General features: G+C 29.1%; 15 protein-coding genes and 1 pseudogene. 10 read left to right on the forward strand and 6 right to left on the reverse strand.

Features of this window, described 5'->3' with window-relative positions:
* Positions 1–26 precede the first annotated feature (26 nt).
* The 4 genes from H518_RS0118465 (at position 27) to H518_RS20220 (ending at position 3,273) form a co-directional block, all read left to right on the forward strand.
* Positions 27–1,397: an RtcB family protein gene (locus H518_RS0118465; protein WP_028890452.1), complete on the forward strand. Its 1,371-nt coding sequence runs from the start codon at positions 27–29 to the stop codon at positions 1,395–1,397.
* Between the two features lie 3 nt (positions 1,398–1,400).
* Complete coding sequence (locus H518_RS0118470; RefSeq protein WP_028890453.1) at positions 1,401–1,772, forward strand: hypothetical protein; 372 nt, start codon at positions 1,401–1,403, stop codon at positions 1,770–1,772.
* A 117-nt stretch (positions 1,773–1,889) separates the two neighbouring features.
* Positions 1,890–2,594: a DUF434 domain-containing protein gene (locus H518_RS20215; protein ID WP_043707297.1), complete on the forward strand. Its 705-nt coding sequence runs from the start codon at positions 1,890–1,892 to the stop codon at positions 2,592–2,594.
* Positions 2,595–2,601: 7 nt separating this feature from the next.
* On the forward strand, positions 2,602–3,273 hold the full coding sequence (locus H518_RS20220) for a hypothetical protein (protein ID WP_051263859.1): 672 nt from the start codon (positions 2,602–2,604) through the stop codon (positions 3,271–3,273).
* 250 nt (positions 3,274–3,523) lie between these two features.
* Here H518_RS20220 and H518_RS0118485 read toward each other — a convergent pair whose 3' ends face one another.
* Positions 3,524–4,918, reverse strand: coding sequence for a glycosyltransferase family 2 protein (locus H518_RS0118485; protein WP_028890454.1), 1,395 nt, complete (start codon positions 4,916–4,918; stop codon positions 3,524–3,526).
* 571 nt (positions 4,919–5,489) lie between these two features.
* Between H518_RS0118485 and H518_RS0118490 the strand changes: the two genes are divergently transcribed.
* The 5 genes from H518_RS0118490 (at position 5,490) to H518_RS0118510 (ending at position 11,361) form a co-directional block, all read left to right on the forward strand.
* A complete protein-coding gene (locus H518_RS0118490) occupies positions 5,490–5,777 on the forward strand; it encodes a hypothetical protein (protein ID WP_028890455.1) in 288 nt (95 codons plus the stop codon).
* A 753-nt stretch (positions 5,778–6,530) separates the two neighbouring features.
* Positions 6,531–7,922, forward strand: coding sequence for an RtcB family protein (locus tag H518_RS0118495; protein ID WP_028890456.1), 1,392 nt, complete (start codon positions 6,531–6,533; stop codon positions 7,920–7,922).
* 135 nt (positions 7,923–8,057) lie between these two features.
* The gene (prfH, locus tag H518_RS0118500) at positions 8,058–8,750 is read left to right on the forward strand and encodes a peptide chain release factor H (protein ID WP_028890457.1); all 693 of its coding nucleotides are present in this window, start codon (positions 8,058–8,060) and stop codon (positions 8,748–8,750) included.
* A 135-nt stretch (positions 8,751–8,885) separates the two neighbouring features.
* Entirely contained in the window at positions 8,886–9,416 is a 531-nt protein-coding gene (locus H518_RS0118505) for a tetratricopeptide repeat protein (RefSeq protein WP_028890458.1), read from the forward strand.
* A gap of 844 nt (positions 9,417–10,260) precedes the next feature.
* Positions 10,261–11,361, forward strand: coding sequence for a slipin family protein (locus H518_RS0118510; protein WP_028890459.1), 1,101 nt, complete (start codon positions 10,261–10,263; stop codon positions 11,359–11,361).
* Positions 11,362–11,451: 90 nt separating this feature from the next.
* Here H518_RS0118510 and H518_RS20225 read toward each other — a convergent pair whose 3' ends face one another.
* The 4 genes from H518_RS20225 to H518_RS0118530 form a co-directional block, all read right to left on the reverse strand.
* Positions 11,452–12,528: an L-dopachrome tautomerase-related protein gene (locus H518_RS20225; RefSeq protein ID WP_043707299.1), complete on the reverse strand. Its 1,077-nt coding sequence runs from the start codon at positions 12,526–12,528 to the stop codon at positions 11,452–11,454.
* Between the two features lie 63 nt (positions 12,529–12,591).
* Complete coding sequence (locus H518_RS0118520) at positions 12,592–13,134, reverse strand: YbhB/YbcL family Raf kinase inhibitor-like protein (protein WP_028890460.1); 543 nt, start codon at positions 13,132–13,134, stop codon at positions 12,592–12,594.
* 19 nt (positions 13,135–13,153) lie between these two features.
* The gene (locus tag H518_RS0118525; protein WP_028890461.1) at positions 13,154–13,804 is read right to left on the reverse strand and encodes a peroxiredoxin-like family protein; all 651 of its coding nucleotides are present in this window, start codon (positions 13,802–13,804) and stop codon (positions 13,154–13,156) included.
* Positions 13,805–13,911: 107 nt separating this feature from the next.
* Complete coding sequence (locus H518_RS0118530) at positions 13,912–14,646, reverse strand: helix-turn-helix domain-containing protein (protein ID WP_028890462.1); 735 nt, start codon at positions 14,644–14,646, stop codon at positions 13,912–13,914.
* Between the two features lie 281 nt (positions 14,647–14,927).
* Here H518_RS0118530 and H518_RS20950 point away from each other — a divergent pair.
* A pseudogene (locus H518_RS20950) lies at positions 14,928–15,452 on the forward strand (transposase); the annotation flags it as partial.
* 149 nt (positions 15,453–15,601) lie between these two features.
* Here H518_RS20950 and H518_RS0118535 read toward each other — a convergent pair.
* Positions 15,602–18,922 carry an Ig-like domain-containing protein gene (locus tag H518_RS0118535; protein WP_028890463.1) on the reverse strand — a complete coding sequence of 1,107 codons (3,321 nt, stop codon included), beginning with the start codon at positions 18,920–18,922 and terminating at the stop codon, positions 15,602–15,604.
* Between the last annotated feature and the right edge of the window lie 577 nt (positions 18,923–19,499).

Consider the following 19,499-nt stretch of genomic DNA (forward strand, 5'->3'; position numbering starts at 1 on the left):
AAAAATTGATTAAGATGAAAAATAAAATGAAAATAACAGGAAAAGAAATAGTAGCAATGGGTTTTAAACCAGCAAAATGGTTTCCAGAAGCAATGGAGTATATCAATACAAATGAATTAACCAAGGAAGAAATAGGAACATATTTAGAACAATTTCGTTCAGAACCAGAAATTCCGTTGTTAGATAATTCAGTAGAATTTAAGGTCAATATTAAGGCAGAAAACGAATTGGAAGAAACTAATGTGAATTCTGTTATAGGTTCTATGGAAGTATTAATGAAAACACCAACGATTGTAAATGGTGCTATTATGCCTGATGCTTGTCCAACGGGAGCTTCAGGAACAATACCTGTTGGTGGAATTGTGGTAGCAAAAAATGCCATCCATCCAGGTATGCATAGTGCAGATATTTGCTGTTCAGTAATGTTAACAGATTTTGGAGATGCAAACCCGAAAGACGTTTTAGATGCTGCACATTCAATTACGCACTTCGGACCAGGAGGAAGAGATAGAAGTACACAATTTCGTTTTCCTATGGATTTGTTAGCTGAAATAGAAGCAAACCCGTTTTTAAACAATCAAAAATGTATTTCAGCAGCAAGAAGTCATTTAGGAACACAAGGAGATGGAAATCACTTCTTATTTGTAGGGAAATCTAAGAATACAGGAAACACTATGTTGGTTACACATCATGGAAGTAGAGGTTTTGGAGCTAATTTATATAAAAGAGGAATGCATATAGCTGAACAATTTAGAAGAGAATTGTCACCACAAACATTAAAACAAAATGCATGGATTCCGTTTGAAACAGAAGAAGGAAAAGCATACTGGGAAGCATTACAAATTATAAGAAAGTGGACAAAATTGAATCATGAGGTTTTACACGATTCGACGTTAGAAAAATTAGGTGTAGAAAAGGAAAATAGATTTTGGAATGAACATAATTTTGTTTTTAAAGAAGGAGATTTATTTTATCATGCAAAAGGAGCAACACCGTTAGATGCTAAGTTTATGCCAGATATTACAGGGCCACGTTTAATTCCGTTAAACATGAGTGAGCCAGTATTAATTGTAGAAGGAAAAACAACCCCAAATAATTTAGGGTTCGCACCACACGGAGCGGGACGTAATGTAAGTAGAACACAGCATAGGAAAAGTAAAATAGGCACAATTCAAGAAATTTTTGAAGAAGAAACCAAAGGGTTAGATATTCGTTTTTTCTCTGAAGAGATTGATATTACTGAGTTGCCTTCAGCATATAAAAACGCTGATAATGTTAGAAGTCAAATGGAAGAGTTTGGTTTAGGAGAAGTAATTGACGAAGTTTTACCTTATGGTTGTATTATGGCAGGAAACTGGCAAAAAAATGCACCTTGGAAGAAACGAAGAAGAAAATAGATTATGAAACTATATTGTAAAAAATGTAATGACCTTTTAACACCTGAAACTTTAAAGAAATCAACATTTAAAGAAGTTAGATTTATTGATGAAAAAGAGTTGTTATTTGATGGTAAATATATAGATGCTTCTGAAGTTGATTATAATTTTGAAATTCCTATAGATTATTTAATAAATACAAAAAGTATTGTACTTAAAAATCACAAAGAATCAGTTAGATTTCAAGGTTGTTGTGGACCAAGTGAATTCGGAGCCTTAAATCAAGTTTGTCTAAAATGTAATTTTGAAATAGGAGTTTTAGTAGCAGATTGTTGGACTTCACGTTTTATAGGAATAGATAAGAGTAAAGTAAGTGAAAAACCATTATGGAAATAAAAATAAATTAATTGAAATAGAAAAAAGCAGAAATGGAAACGTACTTTTTACTTGTGAACTGGGAAGCAGAGCTTGAAACTTTGCTTCTCAGATTTTTATTAAAAGACTACACACAAAATGACTAAAAATAGAGGTAAAGTTGGCAGAGACGATTATTTATTTGGAGAAGTATTTATGCAGCAAAAAATAAAAGAAGCAGTATTCGATATGTCTTTTTTATTAGAACGAGGTTATGGTGAATCATCTTCATGTGAATTGGTAGGAAATCGTTATAAGCTTAATAAACGACAGCAACAAGCTATAAAAGGAATGGCAGCAAGTAAAACAGCTGTTGTTAACAGGCAGAATACTAAAGTAACTATTGAAGTGTTAGAAGGAGCGACATTAATTATTGACGGATTTAATCAGTTAATATTATTAGAAAGTATATTATCTGAAGCTTATATTTTTAAAGGGAGAGATGGAGCGTATAGAGATTTATCAAATTTATATGGAACTTATAAAAGTGTAAGCCAAACCCAAATTGCAATTGAAACTTTTGCAGCATTCTTTAAAAAATATAAAGTTTCAAAAGTTATTTGGGTATTTGATGCCCCAGTTTCTAATAGTGGACGTATGAAAACAAAGCTAACTGATTATGCAAAAGAAAAAGAACATAATTGGGAGGTTGTGCTATTGAATAATCCAGATAAATTTATTGCTAATAGTGAGTTCATCGGAGTAAGTTCTGATGCTTGGATTTTAGATAAAATAAAATTATGGAGTAATATTATAGAAATTATAATCCCTAAAGATTACTCTAGTTTAATAACTTGCGAATAATAATGAAATGGAAAAAGAAACTCTAAAGAATAAATTAATAGAAATACAAAAACAGTATTTGTATCAAAAAAAGGAACATTACATATTAAAGTGCCAAGAAGAGCATCTTAAAATAATAGCGTGTAATTTAACGAACTATTTTACAGAACAAGATTTTCTTAAAAAATATGAATTGCCTTGTTTTGAAGAAGAAATTAAAACGGATAGAAGCATAGCTTTTAATAAATTTCAGTTTTTAAAAGAAGAAGAATATATATTAGAAACAATACAAAAGTTTCAAGAAATAAATATTAACGACTTTCTAATTGTTTTAGGGCAAAGAATAACATCGGCAACAATTAAAAATGAAAAAGCAATTCCGCCAATAAACAAAGAAGTTTATGATGCAAGTTTTGAAATTTTTAATGCACAAATAACAAAAGCGGTAAGAGCTTTTGAAAAACATTCAGAAAGAACCACAAATAATTTTTGGGGAAAAGCGATTGGAAATCCAGCTGAAAAGGAAAAAAAAGTAAGAAGTTTATTGACGAACATGTTAAAAAATAAAACTTGGTGGAATGTATATTATCATTACAAGCATGAATTAGTTTATGAAGTAAGAATAGCATCAGGACATGGTGCACGTTGGAAAAAAAAAGACTTACAATTTATTGGTTTTGTAGAGCCATTTTTTAAGTAAAATTAAAGAAATATAATTTTTACTGTGCTTTAGAATATTTTTTTTGAACGATTAATGTTGTTAAAAAAGAAACACCCTAATTTGCATAAAATGTTGTCAGACTGCTTTATGCCTTCAGTAAAAATTAAATTAGGGTGTACTTAAAAATGAAGGGGTAATTATTTTTTTTTGAGATTAAAGTATGTTTAGCCTACTTCAAAAATTAAAAACCCGTAATAAGTTTAATTATTACAGGTTCTTAATAATATATTTATGCAGATATTTCACGAGTCAACCATCCACTTTTACCTGCAGTAGCAATAGCGTATGGAGTAATCCAGAATAATCCAAAAGTATATAAAATACTATAAGAATATGCCCAGAAAGCTTCTTTTGAATCATATCTTTTAGCATAAAATAAAACGGGGAACGTCGATACTATCAAAATACTAAATAAAGTAGAACTTATAAATAAAACGGGGTGAGATAAAAGGAAATATAACATAAATAATAAAAAAGGATACGACATAATCATTTTTATTGATTGGGTAACAAACAATAATCTTGATCCAAATTTATTACCTTCTTTAAAATTTGTAAATACATATTTAGACATCGCAATGTTTTCACGAACATTACTTCTATCCCATCTAATAAACATTTTATATAGCCCTATATAATCTTCAGGTACATTTGTATATGCATATGCGTTTTTTTGAAATAAAACGCTATAGCCTTGTTTTAATATCATGTTTGTTAATGCTCTATCTTCACCAATATCAGATGATTTACCCATGAATTTTTGATCAATCCATTCTGGTAAACAAGCAAAAACGGCAGTTGATCTGTAAGCAGCTAATGCACCAGGAGTACATAAAACAGAATTTAAACTACTTTCAGCAGAACGTTTAAATTCAAAACTCATTACAAAACTTACATTTAGCATTTTAGGTAATAAAGTTTTTTTGTTATTTAACACTTGAATGTTACCAGCTACAGCACCACAATTTTTATCAATAACTATCGGGCTTACTAAATTACGAAGCGTATCTTTTTTTACTATTGAATCACTATCAACAGTAACAAAAACATCTCCTGTACCAATATTAAAACCACGATATAAGGCATGACGCTTACCCATATTTTTAGGTTGTTGCATTATAGTAACTTCACTACCTAAAATTCTTTTAGCTTCTTGCATCCAATGCCAAGTATCATCTTTACTACCATCATCAATAGATAATAATTGTAATTTTTCTTTAGGATAATCACTTTTATCTAAACTCTTTAAAGTTTCTAAAACTTGTTTCCCTTCATTATAAGCAGGTACTATAACAGTAACAGTAGGTAGTTCATTATCATTTACAGATGCTATTGGTTTGTATTTAAAATATAAGTATAAATCATAAATAAAAGTCATTGCTCCAAAAGCAAACAATATTGCTGCAAGTATAAAAAAGGAAAAACCCCAAGTTGTATTTAATCTTTCGAAATTAAATTTAGAAAAATCATCTTGTAATAAGTAAACAGAATAAGTAGCAGCAATCATAATAACAAATGAACTCAGCATAACAATAAGAGCTCGAAAGTTAATTGGAGTCGTTTTTTGGTTTGTGCTAGCGTATTTGCTATGTGATGATTTTAAATTAATAGTTCCTATACTCATATTATAGTTTTATTTAAGTCCATTATATCAATTTACATACCATTAGTATTTAAAGCTTATTTGCTGGTTATTATAGATTTTTAGATTGTTTTTAGTGTGTATTTTTTACACACTAATCATGTAGTTGTATACTTTTTATACACTTGTACATCATCGACTATTTTCACAATAAGTAAACAGAATTTGTAAAAGGAGAGAATTACGTAATTAGAATAATATTGGTATTTTGTTAAAGTGTTTTAAGGCAGATAGTTTAAGAGTTTTACCGATAAAATAGAATTAAAGAATATTCTTAATTATTACATAAATTACTGAGAAGAACTATTTTTTTTAGAGGATAGGAAACTATAATAATCCAGACATTAAAATACTTATAACTTACTCCTATTATTTTTTAAACGACAAATGTTGTTAAACTGTTTTATGTTTTTTTTGTAGCACATGAAAATTAAATTTGGAGATAATCTATTAATTATCGCATCTTTGCAGCAGTTCATTGAAAAGGTTCTTTTATAGTTTATGAGATATGTAACCCAATATTGCGTTACATAATTTATAAAATATAATAAATATGAATTGGAAAATTCAAAAATTAAATAATGGTGAAACCATTATATCAAAAGAACCAGGTAATTCTATGTTACCACTTTTAAAATCGAAACAACCAGTACGGTTACAACCTATTATTTGGGAAGATTGCGAAGTAGGAGACATTGTTTTTTGTAAAGTACGTGGAAACTGCTTTACGCATCTTGTAAAAGGTAAAAATGACAAACGGGGATTGTTAATAGGTAACAACCGAGGGAGAATTAACGGATGGACAAAAAATGTGTATGGAAAAGTGGTAGAAATACTATAAATGCCATAGGCATTCTTAAAAGAAAACAAAAAAGAGCATTAAAACGCTCATTTATATTTTATAAATTAATTAAAAACTAAAAATTAAACCTATGACAATACAAAAAATCACATATCAGGACGCAAAAATGCGACTTTGTGAGTTGTATTTTAGGTAGAAAATTATACCATAAAAAGTAAAAACGTCCAAAATTTAATTTTTGGACGTTTTTTTTATGAAAAAATTTAAAACCTGAAACTCAATTTGAATCGTGTAGTACAAAAAGTACATAGCAAAGAATCAGTTAGTTAAAGAATCTACAAAAAGTGGACAGGAATTACAGTGTCTAAATTATTTTTAATCAATTGATTTTTAGGTGATTAAATTTATATTTATTTGTGTAATTCAAAAACACGTTATAAGTTTGCATCGCAATAAAGCACAAAACATACTTATTGAAATGTTACCTTAAGCACAGTATAAAGGTCTTTCAATAAAAATTAAAAACGAAGTAAATGTTTAATACACTATTCAACAAAAACATACAAAGAGAACTAGGTTCTTTTTATTGTTTACTTCGCGACTTTCCACACTATACATAGCAAACACTATTATATATGAAAAGTCCGAAGTTTTAAAATTTCGGACTTTTTTTATGGAGTTTATTTCCAAGGGATTTTTCGAAGTTTATAGTTTTCCTGCCTAAGTAGGAATTTTAAAAGGAAACCAATTAAAAAATTGGTTTCCGTAGAAAAAACATCTCAAAATTAAATCATGGGAAATAAATTAAAAGGAAAAGACCTAATAAAATTAGGGTTTCCAAAGAACAATAGTATCAATATCGCTTTAGGTCAAATAAACAGATACCGTAAAAAAGAAAAGAAAGAACGCATTTTAGAAGAAGCAAAAGAAGTGTTATTAACACCCGAAAAGTTTCAAGGAAATGCCATTTGGGGAAAAGTAGTTGAAGGATTAATAAAACCCGTAGAAGTACGTTTTCATCAATTAAAAAATACCAGAGCACCCTTTACAATTTACGGAGAAAATGAAATTGACGACTTAGCAAAATATCAATTATATGATGCTTTAAAATTACCAATAGCAGTGCAAGGAGCTTTAATGCCTGATGCTCATGCAGGTTATGGCTTACCAATTGGTGGAGTTTTAGCAACAGAAAATGCTGTAATTCCGTACGGAGTAGGAGTAGATATTGGATGTAGAATGTGTTTAACAATTTACCCGATAAAAGCATCGTACTTAAAAGGAAAACGACATCAATTAGAAAATATCTTGTCAGAGCACACCAAATTCGGAATGCGTGAAACACATAAGGTAAAACACGATCATGAAATATTTGAACGTACTGAATTTAATGATATTCCATTGTTAAAACGTTTAAAAACCAAAGCCTACAAACAATTAGGAACCTCAGGTGGAGGAAACCATTTTGTGGAGTTTGGGACTGTAAATATTACAGATGCGAATAATGAGTTTGGTTTACCAATTGGTGAATATGTAGGCTTATTAAGTCATAGTGGAAGTAGAGGTTTTGGAGCTAACATAGCTAAACATTACACGTATTTGGCAACAAAACAATGTCCGCTTCCTAAAAATGTACAGCATTTGGCTTGGTTAGATTTAAATACGCATGACGGACAAGAATATTGGTTGGCAATGAATTTGGCTGGAGATTATGCAAAGGCTTGTCACGATAATATTCACAAACGAATAGGTAAATTATTAGGTACTAAAGCCATTGCTAAAATAGAGAATCATCACAACTTTGCTTGGAAAGAACAAGTAAATGGGCAAGAACTAATTGTGCATAGAAAAGGAGCAACACCTGCAAATAAAGGACAGTTAGGTATTATTCCGGGTTCTATGACAGCGCCAGGATATATTGTTAGAGGCTTAGGAAATAGCGAAAGTTTAAATTCTGCTTCACACGGTGCAGGACGTTTGTTTTCTCGTAAAAAGTGTAAAGAAAAATTCACGAAAAGCGAAATTAAGCATCAATTAAAAATGAATGATGTGAGTCTTATTGGTGGCGGAGTAGACGAAGCTCCAATGGCATACAAAAGCATTAAAAAAGTAATGAGTAATCAACAAGAATTGGTTGAAGTGTTAGGAACATTTACACCTAAAATTGTTAGAATGGATAAGTAACATTTTTTGGGCGTTACCTAAAGGTCGGGCTTTACACACTCGCTTTTTTTGAAAAATAAAAAAGAGCTCAAACAAATGCTTCAATCCCTAACGCAAGTTTACTTGTAAAGATATTCATATAAATAATAAGAAATAATGAAAACTAAAATAATACAATTAACAGCAGCAAAAGGTCCCGCAGAATGTGCTTGGGTAGTAGCTAAAGTGTTAAAACTATTTTTAAAAGAATTGATACATAATAAGATTGTATATCAAATACTTCATAAAGAAAACGGAATAGAAAATGGCACGGTACAATCAGTAAGTATAGAACTAAAAGGAAAACAACTTCCCGAGTTTTTAAACGATTGGTTGGGTTCAATTCAATGGATTGGCACATCAACATTTAGAAAATATCATAAACGTAAAAATTGGTTTATTGGATGTTATGAGTTACATCAATTTGAAGAAAAAACAATCAATGAAAATGAAATTCAATTTCAAGCCATTCGAAGCTCAGGAGCAGGTGGGCAACATGTAAACAAGGTTAGTTCTGCAATAAGAGCAAAACATACACCAACAGGCGTACAAGTTTTGGTAATGGATAGCCGTTCTCAACATCAAAATAAAAAAATAGCGATACTACGCTTAAAAGAAAAGATTCGAGAACACAATACTAATCAGTTAAAAGAAACTGTAAAAAGTGAATGGGAAAACCATTTGAGTTTAGAAAGAGGAAACCCAGTAAGAATATTTACAGGTTCCGATTTTAAGCAAAAAAAGAAAGAGAAATCTTTTAAAACAAAACGAAGTCAGTTAAAAACTGATTTAAGAAAACAATTAGAATAAATATGTCAGTTCGAGTGATTTTTTGTAGTGAAACGGAGAAAAATTGTATCGAGAACAATTAATAACTTCTCGATACAAAATTATTTTTCACGTTGTTGTAAATAATTTCACTCGAAGTAACATTAAAATAAAAATATGGGAAATAGTATAAATAATTACGTTTTTAAAGCGCTAGATTCATATCACTATGATTTAGAAGAAACAATGGAGTCTTTAAATTATGCTTTATCATACGACGATAAAAATACCATGGCATTAACATTAATGGGTAGAGTATATGCTGAAAGATTGTATAGGTATACCGAAGCTATTAGTTATTACAAAGAAGTATTAGCAATAAATATCAATGCTTTCGAGGTGTATACACATTATATTAATGTGTTATTATGGAATGAAGATGTAAAAGAAGCGGATGATTTTATTGATTTTGCATTAACGGTAAAAGGATCAGATAAAGCATTGTTATACTCTAAAAAGGCAGTTTTAAATGAGCAACTTAAAAAATATAAGACAACATTGAGTTTTATTAAACTAGCAAAAGAACACACTTTTAATTCCGAATTTATGGCAACTATAAAAGAGCAGAAAGAAAGAGTTAAAGAAAAAATGCCAAAGAAAAAGAAAAGTAAACCTTCTAAAAAGGGTAAAAAAACGAAAAAAAAGTAAACTAAATTATACTACGCAAATACAATGCGTAATAGCGTTGCATATTTGTAGTGTTATTAAGAAAAAGAAAAAAATGAATTAAAATAAATAGGTCGTTATGAGGTAGTAAAATGAAGTAAGTGTTAGTTTAAAAGAAAAGATTGCTTCGTTTCTCTCGCAATGACATTTAAAAATATCAAGCAAGTCTTGTTGGGTGTTTCTGTATAGCACCATTGTATAAATCCGTACAGTTTTTGTATTCGGTTTTTATATGCAACTAGTCTTGAAGGTTTCGATTATTTACCAAAAAATAATCTCACTCTATGTACGAAGGTTCGAATCCTTCCATAACGAAAGTTATGTAGCACAGTCGGTTAATGCAGTAGAAAAAGTTCGTGGGTTCGAATCCCACTATCCGAAAGGATATGGCAGAGCGGTCGAATGCACTAGATTTCGGTTCTAGTAATTATGGTAAGCCTAACGGCATGTTGGTTCGAGTCCAACCTCTTGGCTTGAGTAAAGCCCCTTAAGCTAATCATCTTGTAAAACTGATTATTAAAAAATAAAACGATACGTTCTAAATGGGTTTTTTAATAAACACTTAAAAAAGAACTTTGAAGTTTTTAGTTTTAAAAATAGTAAGGAATGACTTTTTATAAATCAGTTGCTTTCATTTATGAATTCAATCCATTTTAAAAAACAAATTTCAAGCTTATTTTAAATAAATCACTTCCGTTATTTGTTAAGCATTTTAGCGTATCGTTTTTAAAATTAGTAGATGTTTCTCTGTTACAGAGAATATTATATAAAGTAAATCATTCTGAAATTAATAAAAATAAATTTTCAGAATTTAAAAATTAAAAAAATGAAAAGAGTAAGAATTAATACAGGAAAAGTAGGATTGGTATTTAAAAATGGAGATTATCAAAAGGTAATTACACAAGGAAGCCATTGGTTATTTTTAAATCAAAACGTAATTATATATGATTTAACAAAAGAGTTTAATACAGCTGTTGCGATAGAAATTTTATTAAAAGATACGCTTTTAGTAGATATGCTTGAAGTTATTAATGTAAAAGACAATGAATTGGTTATTATTTATGAGAATGATAATTTTACGAGGGTTTTACAAGCAGGAAGACATGTTTATTGGAAAGGTGTTGTAAATAGAAAATTTCAAAAAATTGATGTTAGTAAGATTTATATTACAGAAGCTATTGATAAAGCATTGTTTAGTAACTATGAATTTAATAAATACATTCGATTATTTGAAGTTGCAGCTTATGAAAAAGCAATATTATTAGTTAATGATACGCATACTAAAACCTTAACAGGTGGAACCTATAGATTTTGGAAAAACGATACGACTATTAAGATTGCAAAAGCTGATATGAGGCAATTGCAATTAGAAATTGCAGGGCAAGAATTGTTAACTAAGGATAAAGCAACTATTAGAATCAATTTTTATACACAATATAAAGTAGTTGCTATTGAAAAAGCCTTGTTAGAAAATAAAGATTATGAAAAACAATTATATATTTTAATGCAGTTAGCTTTAAGAATGTATGTTGGTACCTATACTTTAGATGAATTGTTAGCAGAAAAAGAAAATATTGCAACAGCTGTGTTTAATGAAGTTTCAAAAAAAGCTGATGATTTAGGTGTAAAAATTATTAATTGTGGAATTAGAGATGTGATTTTAACAGGAGATATGAAAGAGATTATGAATCAGGTTTTAATTGCGCAGAAAAAGGCACAGGCCAATATAATTACGAGAAGAGAAGAAACAGCTTCAACCAGAAGTTTGTTAAATACCGCTAAATTAATGGAAGATAACGAGATGTTATACAAATTAAAAGAAATGGAATATGTTGAGAAAATTGCAGATAAGGTAGGAGAGATTTCTGTTTCTGGAAACGGAAATATGGTGAGGCAATTAAAAGAAATTTTTGTTGCGAGTAAATAAAAAAAAGTTGTCGTTTGTTTACAGCCTTTTATTTAAAAGTAGCGGTTTAGGTTAGTTCCTAAACCGCTACAATACTCTCTACTGGATTTTTTATTTATATTTTAATCTAAGAATTCGAAAGGGAGTCTTTGATTTATCTATATTTCCAGTGAAAGCGGGGGACTTATGCAGTTGATTTGTTGCAACATATAGCCAGTTATTATGTATTGCTATATTATCTGCCCAATTTAAAAGGGAATCTTTTTTTAAGGTATTTAGTTTTCCGTTTTTTAGAAGTACATCAATACTATAATTTTGAATATTAGTAAAATAATGGTTGCCAATATTATCTGTAGCGGCACCATCAGAAATAGGCTTCTTACCTACAACTGAAATAAGCTTAAGTATTTTACGGTCTTCATCATTATTACGAATAGTACTTGTTGGTATTTGATACCATTTAGTACCATTCATTGCTCCATAATATAAAGTTTCTCTATCTGCAGAAAGTGTGATAGGATCTAATCCAATTCGAGCAGGTTTCCCCATAAATTGTTGCACTTTTCCGTCTATTATCATATCAATATTTTCGGCTTGCATACTAGGAAGATCTACAATTTTTCTAAAGGTATTTTTTTTAATATTAACAACAATAATTCCAGGGTTTCCAAAATCAGCTAGGTATACAAAACCATTTTTATCATCAACAGCTAAATCTTGTACAAAACTATTACTTGGAGCTATTTCTTGAGGAATATCAAATTGAAATAGTTTCTTTCTAGTGTTAATATCGTAAGCATATAATCTGGTTTTTCCAATATTTAACCCTATATCAATTACCCAAAGGCGATTTTTAGTGTCAAATATTATTCCTAGTGGCGTATCTAGCTTTTCATCTGATTTACTTTCTAATGTTGATTGAACTTCTAAATTAGGAAAAGGAATATATGTTGTTTTATTGGTAATTTCTACAAGTTGTAATTTTTTTGACCTTAAAGGATGAATACTACTAAATATTCTACCTTCTTTTGAAACGGCTACATTACCAGGATTAATATTCATCTCAGCTACAACCTCTAATGTTCCTATTTTTTTTACTGCTTTTTGTGTTGTTTTCTCTTTTTTTATAGAAGTATTACAAGAGAGTAATGCAGATGAGATTAGTAATAATATACTATACTTATTCATTGTTATTTGTATTAGAGAAGATTTTATTTACTTGCTAGAAAAGAAAATCTTTTTTATAATAATTTATCGTTTGTAATAAGAAACAATCGTTGCTTTTCCGATTGTATTTGCATTTATAAAGTAGTTTACTTGTGCAGCAGGTGTACTTGAAGGAAGATTAATTTTATCAATACTTAATGCATATACAGTAAAAATATATGGATGCTCTCCATTTCCTTTAGGTGGGCAAGCCCCTCCAAATCCTTTGGTACCAAAATCTGTTATACTTTGAATAGTTCCATTTGGTGCTAAGTTTAGTTTAGGGTTTCCTGCATTAGATTTTAATTCATTTGTGTTTGCAGGAATATTAAAAGCTACCCAGTGCCACCATCCGCTACCAGTAGGTGCTTTTGAGTCATAAACGGTTACAGCAAAACTTTTTGTTCCTTTTGGTGCGTTTTCCCAAAATAATTGAGGTGAAATATTTTCTCCTTCGCAACCAAATCCAGCAAATACTTGCTTATTGGTAAGTTGGCCTCCCATTTCATTACTTTTTAAAGTAAATGTTTGGCTATTAGCAGTAATAGCTGCAAAAATTATTGATGCGACTAAAATTATTTTTTTCATGATATATGTTTTTAAAAAATTAAATAGTTGTTGTTGCTTCTATAATATCAACGATATTTTTAGGGTCTAGTCTTTCAGTATAATCTTCAGGAACAAAACTGTAGATAATTTCTCGTTGTTTGTTTATAATATAAGTTGCAGGCATTGGTAATTCATATTCTTTATTACCATTATGAACATCTACATTTAAATTAAAAGAATGGTATAGCGTTCGTAAATCTTCAGGCATTTTAAAAACTAAACCTAATTGTTTAGCGTACACATTATTAATATCACTTAATACATTAAATGATAATTTGTTTTTTTCTGAAGTTGTTAATGAATTGTCAGGTGTTTCTGGTGAAATTGCAATTAGTGACGTATTCAGTGCTTTTAATTGTGGTAGTATATTTTGTAATGCTTTTAATTCGAGATTACAGAAAGGACACCAACCACCTCTATAAAAAGAAATTATTAAAAAGTCATTTTCAAAGCTATTAAGGGTAACTACCTTTTCATTAATATCAGGAAGTTTAAAATTAGGCAATAATTGCCCTTTTTGTAAGGCTTTTCTACTAAGAGAATCCTGTTTTAAGGTATTAGTGCTATTTTCCATAATAGCCCATTTATCAGCAGGAATATTCTGTGCATTTGTTGCTTTTTTATCAGCAAGTATTTTAGATAGACTCATTTTATATTTTTTTAATTTCTAAGGTGTTAATTTGATACTACAAAGATGTATCAAACGGAAGCTTATAGAAATGGAAAAAAAATATAAAAGATGTAAAAAATTCCCGCTTAACTTATTTTTGAATATTGATTTCTATATTGCGTAGGAGTGAGGGTCGTATTTTTTTTAAAATACTTTATAAAATAATAAGGATCTTCAAAACCTAATTGATAAGCAATCATTTTACTAGTATCATTGGTTTGAATTAATTTGTATTTAGCTTTTTCAATTACTTTTTCAGTAATAAAAGTACAAGGTGTTTTATTTTCATTTTTTTTAACCTCTTTAATAAGGTGTTTTAATGGAATTCCTAGCATTTCAGCATAGGTTCCTGCACAATAATTTCGTTCAATATTCTGATCTATTAAATCAGAAAACTGCTCAATGGTAGACTTTGTAGTTTCGTTGCTAGAAAAATCAGTTAATAATTCACTCCATAAAACATGAGTGTAACTTTCTACAAGTCGTTTATTCCTATCAGTATTTAAAAGAGATTGAATTTTACTTTTTTTACTTTCTAAGTTTTTTATTTTATGAAATTCAAAATTATTTTTTATATTCTTAGATAGTTCATCTATATCAGGAAACGTTTTTAAAAAATCAGAATTAAGCTTAATAACAAAACCTTCTAAATAAGGTGCAGCAGCAATAATTTGAAAAGAAGTATCAAAAAAGAAGTAACTTTTTGAAGGGATGGAAATGTTTTTTCCATTATTTTCAATTGTTATGCTACCATTAAAAAGGATACAAATATTCTTTTCACTTTGTGTAATGGTTTCGTTATTTTTAATGGGGTATATCATACTCTTTTTAGATAGCTTGTAGAAAATATTATATATGGGAACGCGTAAATTTAGCAAAAACTAAGGAAGCAAAAAGCTTCTATAGAAAGTTTATATCTATAGTTTTATAGAGTAATAATATAATTTAGGTTTTTGTTATTCTCACGCTATCGCGAGCATCTTGTTCGTGACGTCAAGAGTAATTACAGTGGTCGATTACTATTGTAAATGACAATCTATGTGGTTTTGAAATAGTGATTTAGCGTAAAAAATATCACAAGCGAGATGCTTGCGCGATTATTGAGGAGGTTTTAGGAATTCCATTAAAATGGGTTTATCGTTCTTTAAAAAGAGATAAAAAACATTTAGATAAAGAGTTAAAAGGAATTGAAGAAAGGTTATTATCTCTAGTAAAAAAGAGCAGCAGATACAGTTAACATTATTAACCAGTATTCCAGGAATCGGACTTAAAACAGCTTTATTTATGCTTATAATCACCGATGGTTTTACCAAGTTTGAAAGCTTGAAACAACTTTGTAGTTATGTTGGTATAAACGCTATAATACGAGAGTCAGGGAGTAGTGTAAGAGGTCGAAGGAGAATAAGTAAAGTTTGGTAATAGAAAGTTACGAAATCTTTTGTTTTTATGTTCCTTTAATGCATGCAAACATAATAAAGGATGTAGATATATTTATGTGCGTATTGTAAACAAAGGAAAGAGCAAAAAACTAGCTTTAATAGCTGTTTCAAATAAGTTAATCAAACAAAGTTTTGCTATTGTAAAATCGGGTTTACCTTATGATGAAGCCTATGTTTCAGTTTTGTAAAAATAAGTAGTAATTATACAGAAAATAAAAGCTCAAAATACCAAGTAGTAGTATTTTGAGCCTAGAATAATATTGTGTAAATTTAATGAGGAGTTTTCTTGGTTTTTACCTCAGTTTTTTGTTGTCTTTTAGTGTGTTTTTTTCATTTCTTATTTTTTAATGAAACGTCTAGTACTTGTTCCTTTTGAAGTGAAAATCTTAATGAAATATGTTGATGACGGAAGGTTCTCTATTGAAAATTTTGTTTCCCTAATTTCCATAATTATTTGCCCCAATATATTATAAACTTCTCCTTTTACTAAGGTTACACCAGTACTTAATTTAATATTTAGATTAATACTTGTAGGATTCGGGTAAATCGATAATTCTTTTAAGCTAATAAAATCATTCAAAGAAAGCGAACTTCCTATATTCTGATGATTTGATTTTATTTCTGTAGAACTATTTGATTTTCTTCTTGCAGATTGGCTTAAACAAGCATCAACTTCAATAGATATATAGTATTCATAATTATTATCTGCAGCATTTGCTGTTGTGTCATTGTATGAATTATTATTTGCTGAAACTGAGCCAATCATTTGAAATCCTTCTTGGTTTTTGTTTCTAAAAATATTATATGTTGTAAAACTTGTTCCTTGATAATCAGACCAATTTAAGTTTACAGTTTCATCTACTGCAATGCTACTTTGTAATAACATAGTTTTATGCAAATCTGAATTTGAAGAAGTAATTCCACAGTTATCTATTAATCTAACTTTATAATTATAGGACTGTGAAATGTTATTTGAGGAATCATCTAAAAATGAATTTTCAATAGACTCTATTGTTCCAATGGTAGTATAAACATTAGCTACGTTACTTTCTCTTAAAATTTCATAGAAAGCTACGTTATAGTTTCCTTGATTGTTTAAATAAATTCTATTTTTTGTTACTTCAGAGTCATCGCTTGATACACGGCAAATACTTAAATTATTATATTGTGGAATTAAAGATATTTCAAAGCTCTCATTATAAGTGAAATTATCGTCTGATATAGATAAGTTATATGTTCCATCAGGTAGATTTGTTAAATTTTGACTATTTTCTTGACTAGAAGATATTACTCCACCATTACTTGCTGACCAATTGTAGATTATTGTTCCAGAAGTTTGGTTAACATTCGTAATGTTTATTACACCTGTACCTGTACCTGCTGAACAATAAGAATTAGTAATCTCAGAAGTTATATTTATATCGTTAACGTTGATTGCATTAATTACAAATGATTTTTCAAAAGATTGATTATTAGCATCTATAACTTTAAGACGAATTGATAATGTTTGTTGTGCTTCATAATCAAATGAAGTGTTAGAATAAAGATATTCATCATTTATAATAAAATTTGAATTATTATCATCACCTATTCCATTTGCCAATTCAAATGTATGACTATCAGAAGGTAAATCTAAATCTATCACAGTTAACTGTCCAATATAAGTTTGAGATATATTTTCTTGAATAGAATTATTAGATAACTGAATATCTGTAGGTAAATTATCATTAATGGGATTAATCGTAATATTTACCGTTGCTGTATTACTATCTAAAAAACCGTCATTGGTTTTGTAAGTAAAACTATCTGATGCCGCGTCTGAACCATTATGTTCGTAAGAAAAAGTTCCATCAGAGTTTAAAGTTAGTGAACCATAGTTTGTGGGAGATACAATTATAGCTGTTAAAGCATCATTTTCAATATCTGTATCATTATAAAGTACAGAAGTTTCTCCATTTTGTAAAATGGTTATAATATTTCCTTCGTAAACTATAATGGAGTTACTATTTGCAACTGGCTTGTCATTAATAGAATTAACAGTAACTGATACCGTTGCAACATTACTATCAGCTTCACCGTCATTTGCAGTTAAAGTAAAACTATCAGCACCATTAAAGTTTTCTGAAGGGGTATAAGTTGCTATATTGTTAGCAATGCTTACTGTTCCATTCGAACCATTAGAAACTAAAGCATACGTAATTTGACTACTATCAGGATCAGTTGCGGTAAGTGTTAAATCAATATTGGTATCTTCATCTGTTGATATAGTAGCATCAGCTAATACTGGTGCAACATTATTTTTAGCTGTGGTATTTAATGTCGTTGAAAAAGATGTGTAATCTACGATTCCATAAGTTGCATTATCTGTCCAGTCGAATATTTTATTTTGGATTTCTGATTCAATAATTGTACCCCAATAGTTATTTTCAGCATTAATATTAGTAATACTAGAGTTTTTTAAAATTATTTGTTCTGAATTATTGTGAAAATTATTATGATTAATTTCTCCATGAAACTTGTTGTCAGTTTGAATTATATTCAAAGTAGAATTTTCTTTAATTTCATTGGCATTAATTTTGAAGGTTATTTTACTTGTACCATTGAGGTATATCAAGTTGTTTGAAGAAATGTTATTAACAATAATATTGTTATTGAAATCAATTTCTGTAGTATAACCTGTATTAAAATAATTTATGTAAATAATACTCGAACCTCCAACGTTGTCATAGAAATAATTCCCGGATAATAATAATTTACCAGGGTTAAATCGACCTTCAATATGAATTGCAGCACTAGTATTACCATTATTTTTTCTAATATTATTAGACCTAAAAGTAACATTACCTCCTCTACAATAAAACGCTCCACCTTTATTAGCACTATTATTAAAAATATCGTTTTCTTCTATTACTAATGTTGCATCTTGAGTGTTATCGAAATGAATTCCACCTGTACCGTTGTTATTACTTATTGAGTTTTTTTGTATCGTAAACATGAAAGAAGAACTTAAATAGCCATCAAATTCAATTCCTCCTTCAGAATTATTATATATTGAATTGTTTACAATCTGAATATTTTTTGTAGAAGAACTGTTTAGAAATAATCCGTTTTTTGTATTGTTATAAATTTGTGAGGTATCTATATGAATAGACCCACTTTGAATATTTACGCCATCAGATGAACTATTTCGGATAATACAATTTTTTAAATAATGAAAAGAATTTTCAATAGCTATGATACCTTTGCTTAAACCTCCTCCATATTCAAATATACAGTTATTAAATATTGATCCTGAAACATATGCTCCGTTAGTAATAATAGCATCATTAGATTTGTCTGTTAAAGCAATATGTCCCCAGTCTCCATTTTGGGGGTTTCCTGAAGCTGAAGTAAACTTAATTTTATCATTAGTATTCCCAATAGCATTAATTTGACCATCAATTTTTAATACAGTACTATTCACAAATTTAACAATCACTCCAGGTTCAATAGTAAGTATTATACCTTCATTTACTATGGTATTTCCGTTTACTACATAAGGGCTATTAGCTAAACTCCAAGTTGTATCTGAAGAAATTGCACCTGAAATATTCGTTTGTGCAAAAGTTACTGTAACTAAAAGTAGAAACAGATTTAATATTAAAGTAGTTTTTTTCATAGTTTTTTTAATTTAATGTAACAAAAATAATATAATTTAAAATTTTGATATCCAAAAAGGTGGAATTTTATTTCGTTCTCTTTTTTAATCCCACAAATTCGCTGAAATTCAGGTTTCATACTACTCATATTTAACGTGCGAGTGATTTTTCGCATTAAAGCCATAAAACAGTAATATTTTTAATTTAAAAGACTTAATTATTGTTTTTAAAATTATTAATTTCAACAAGGTTTAAATAAATAACTGTACAGTTGCTTATAAAACAAGGAAAATCTGTACAACACTTGTACAGATTTTTTTACTGTATTTTTTTCTGTACAAAGAAAGTGTGTCGCTTCGTGTACAGTTTTTTTTAAAAGATAATAGAACTGTACATGAAAAATTGGGGTCAGTGGCTAATTAGCTATGTTTAACTGGAATATCATGAGCAATGTCTGGTTGAGCGCAGTCGAAACCTATTTTTTAGAGTTTAATAGTTGTTCTCGTAAACTTCGTTTGCTACTTTCAATAAAATTGTCATTTTACTTCAGTAATGCTCGAAATGACAATAAAAGGGCGACCTCATAGGTTTCAAAAA

It is taken from the genome of Tenacibaculum ovolyticum DSM 18103, assembly GCF_000430545.1.
In the GTDB taxonomy this organism is placed as follows: domain Bacteria; phylum Bacteroidota; class Bacteroidia; order Flavobacteriales; family Flavobacteriaceae; genus Polaribacter; species Polaribacter ovolyticus.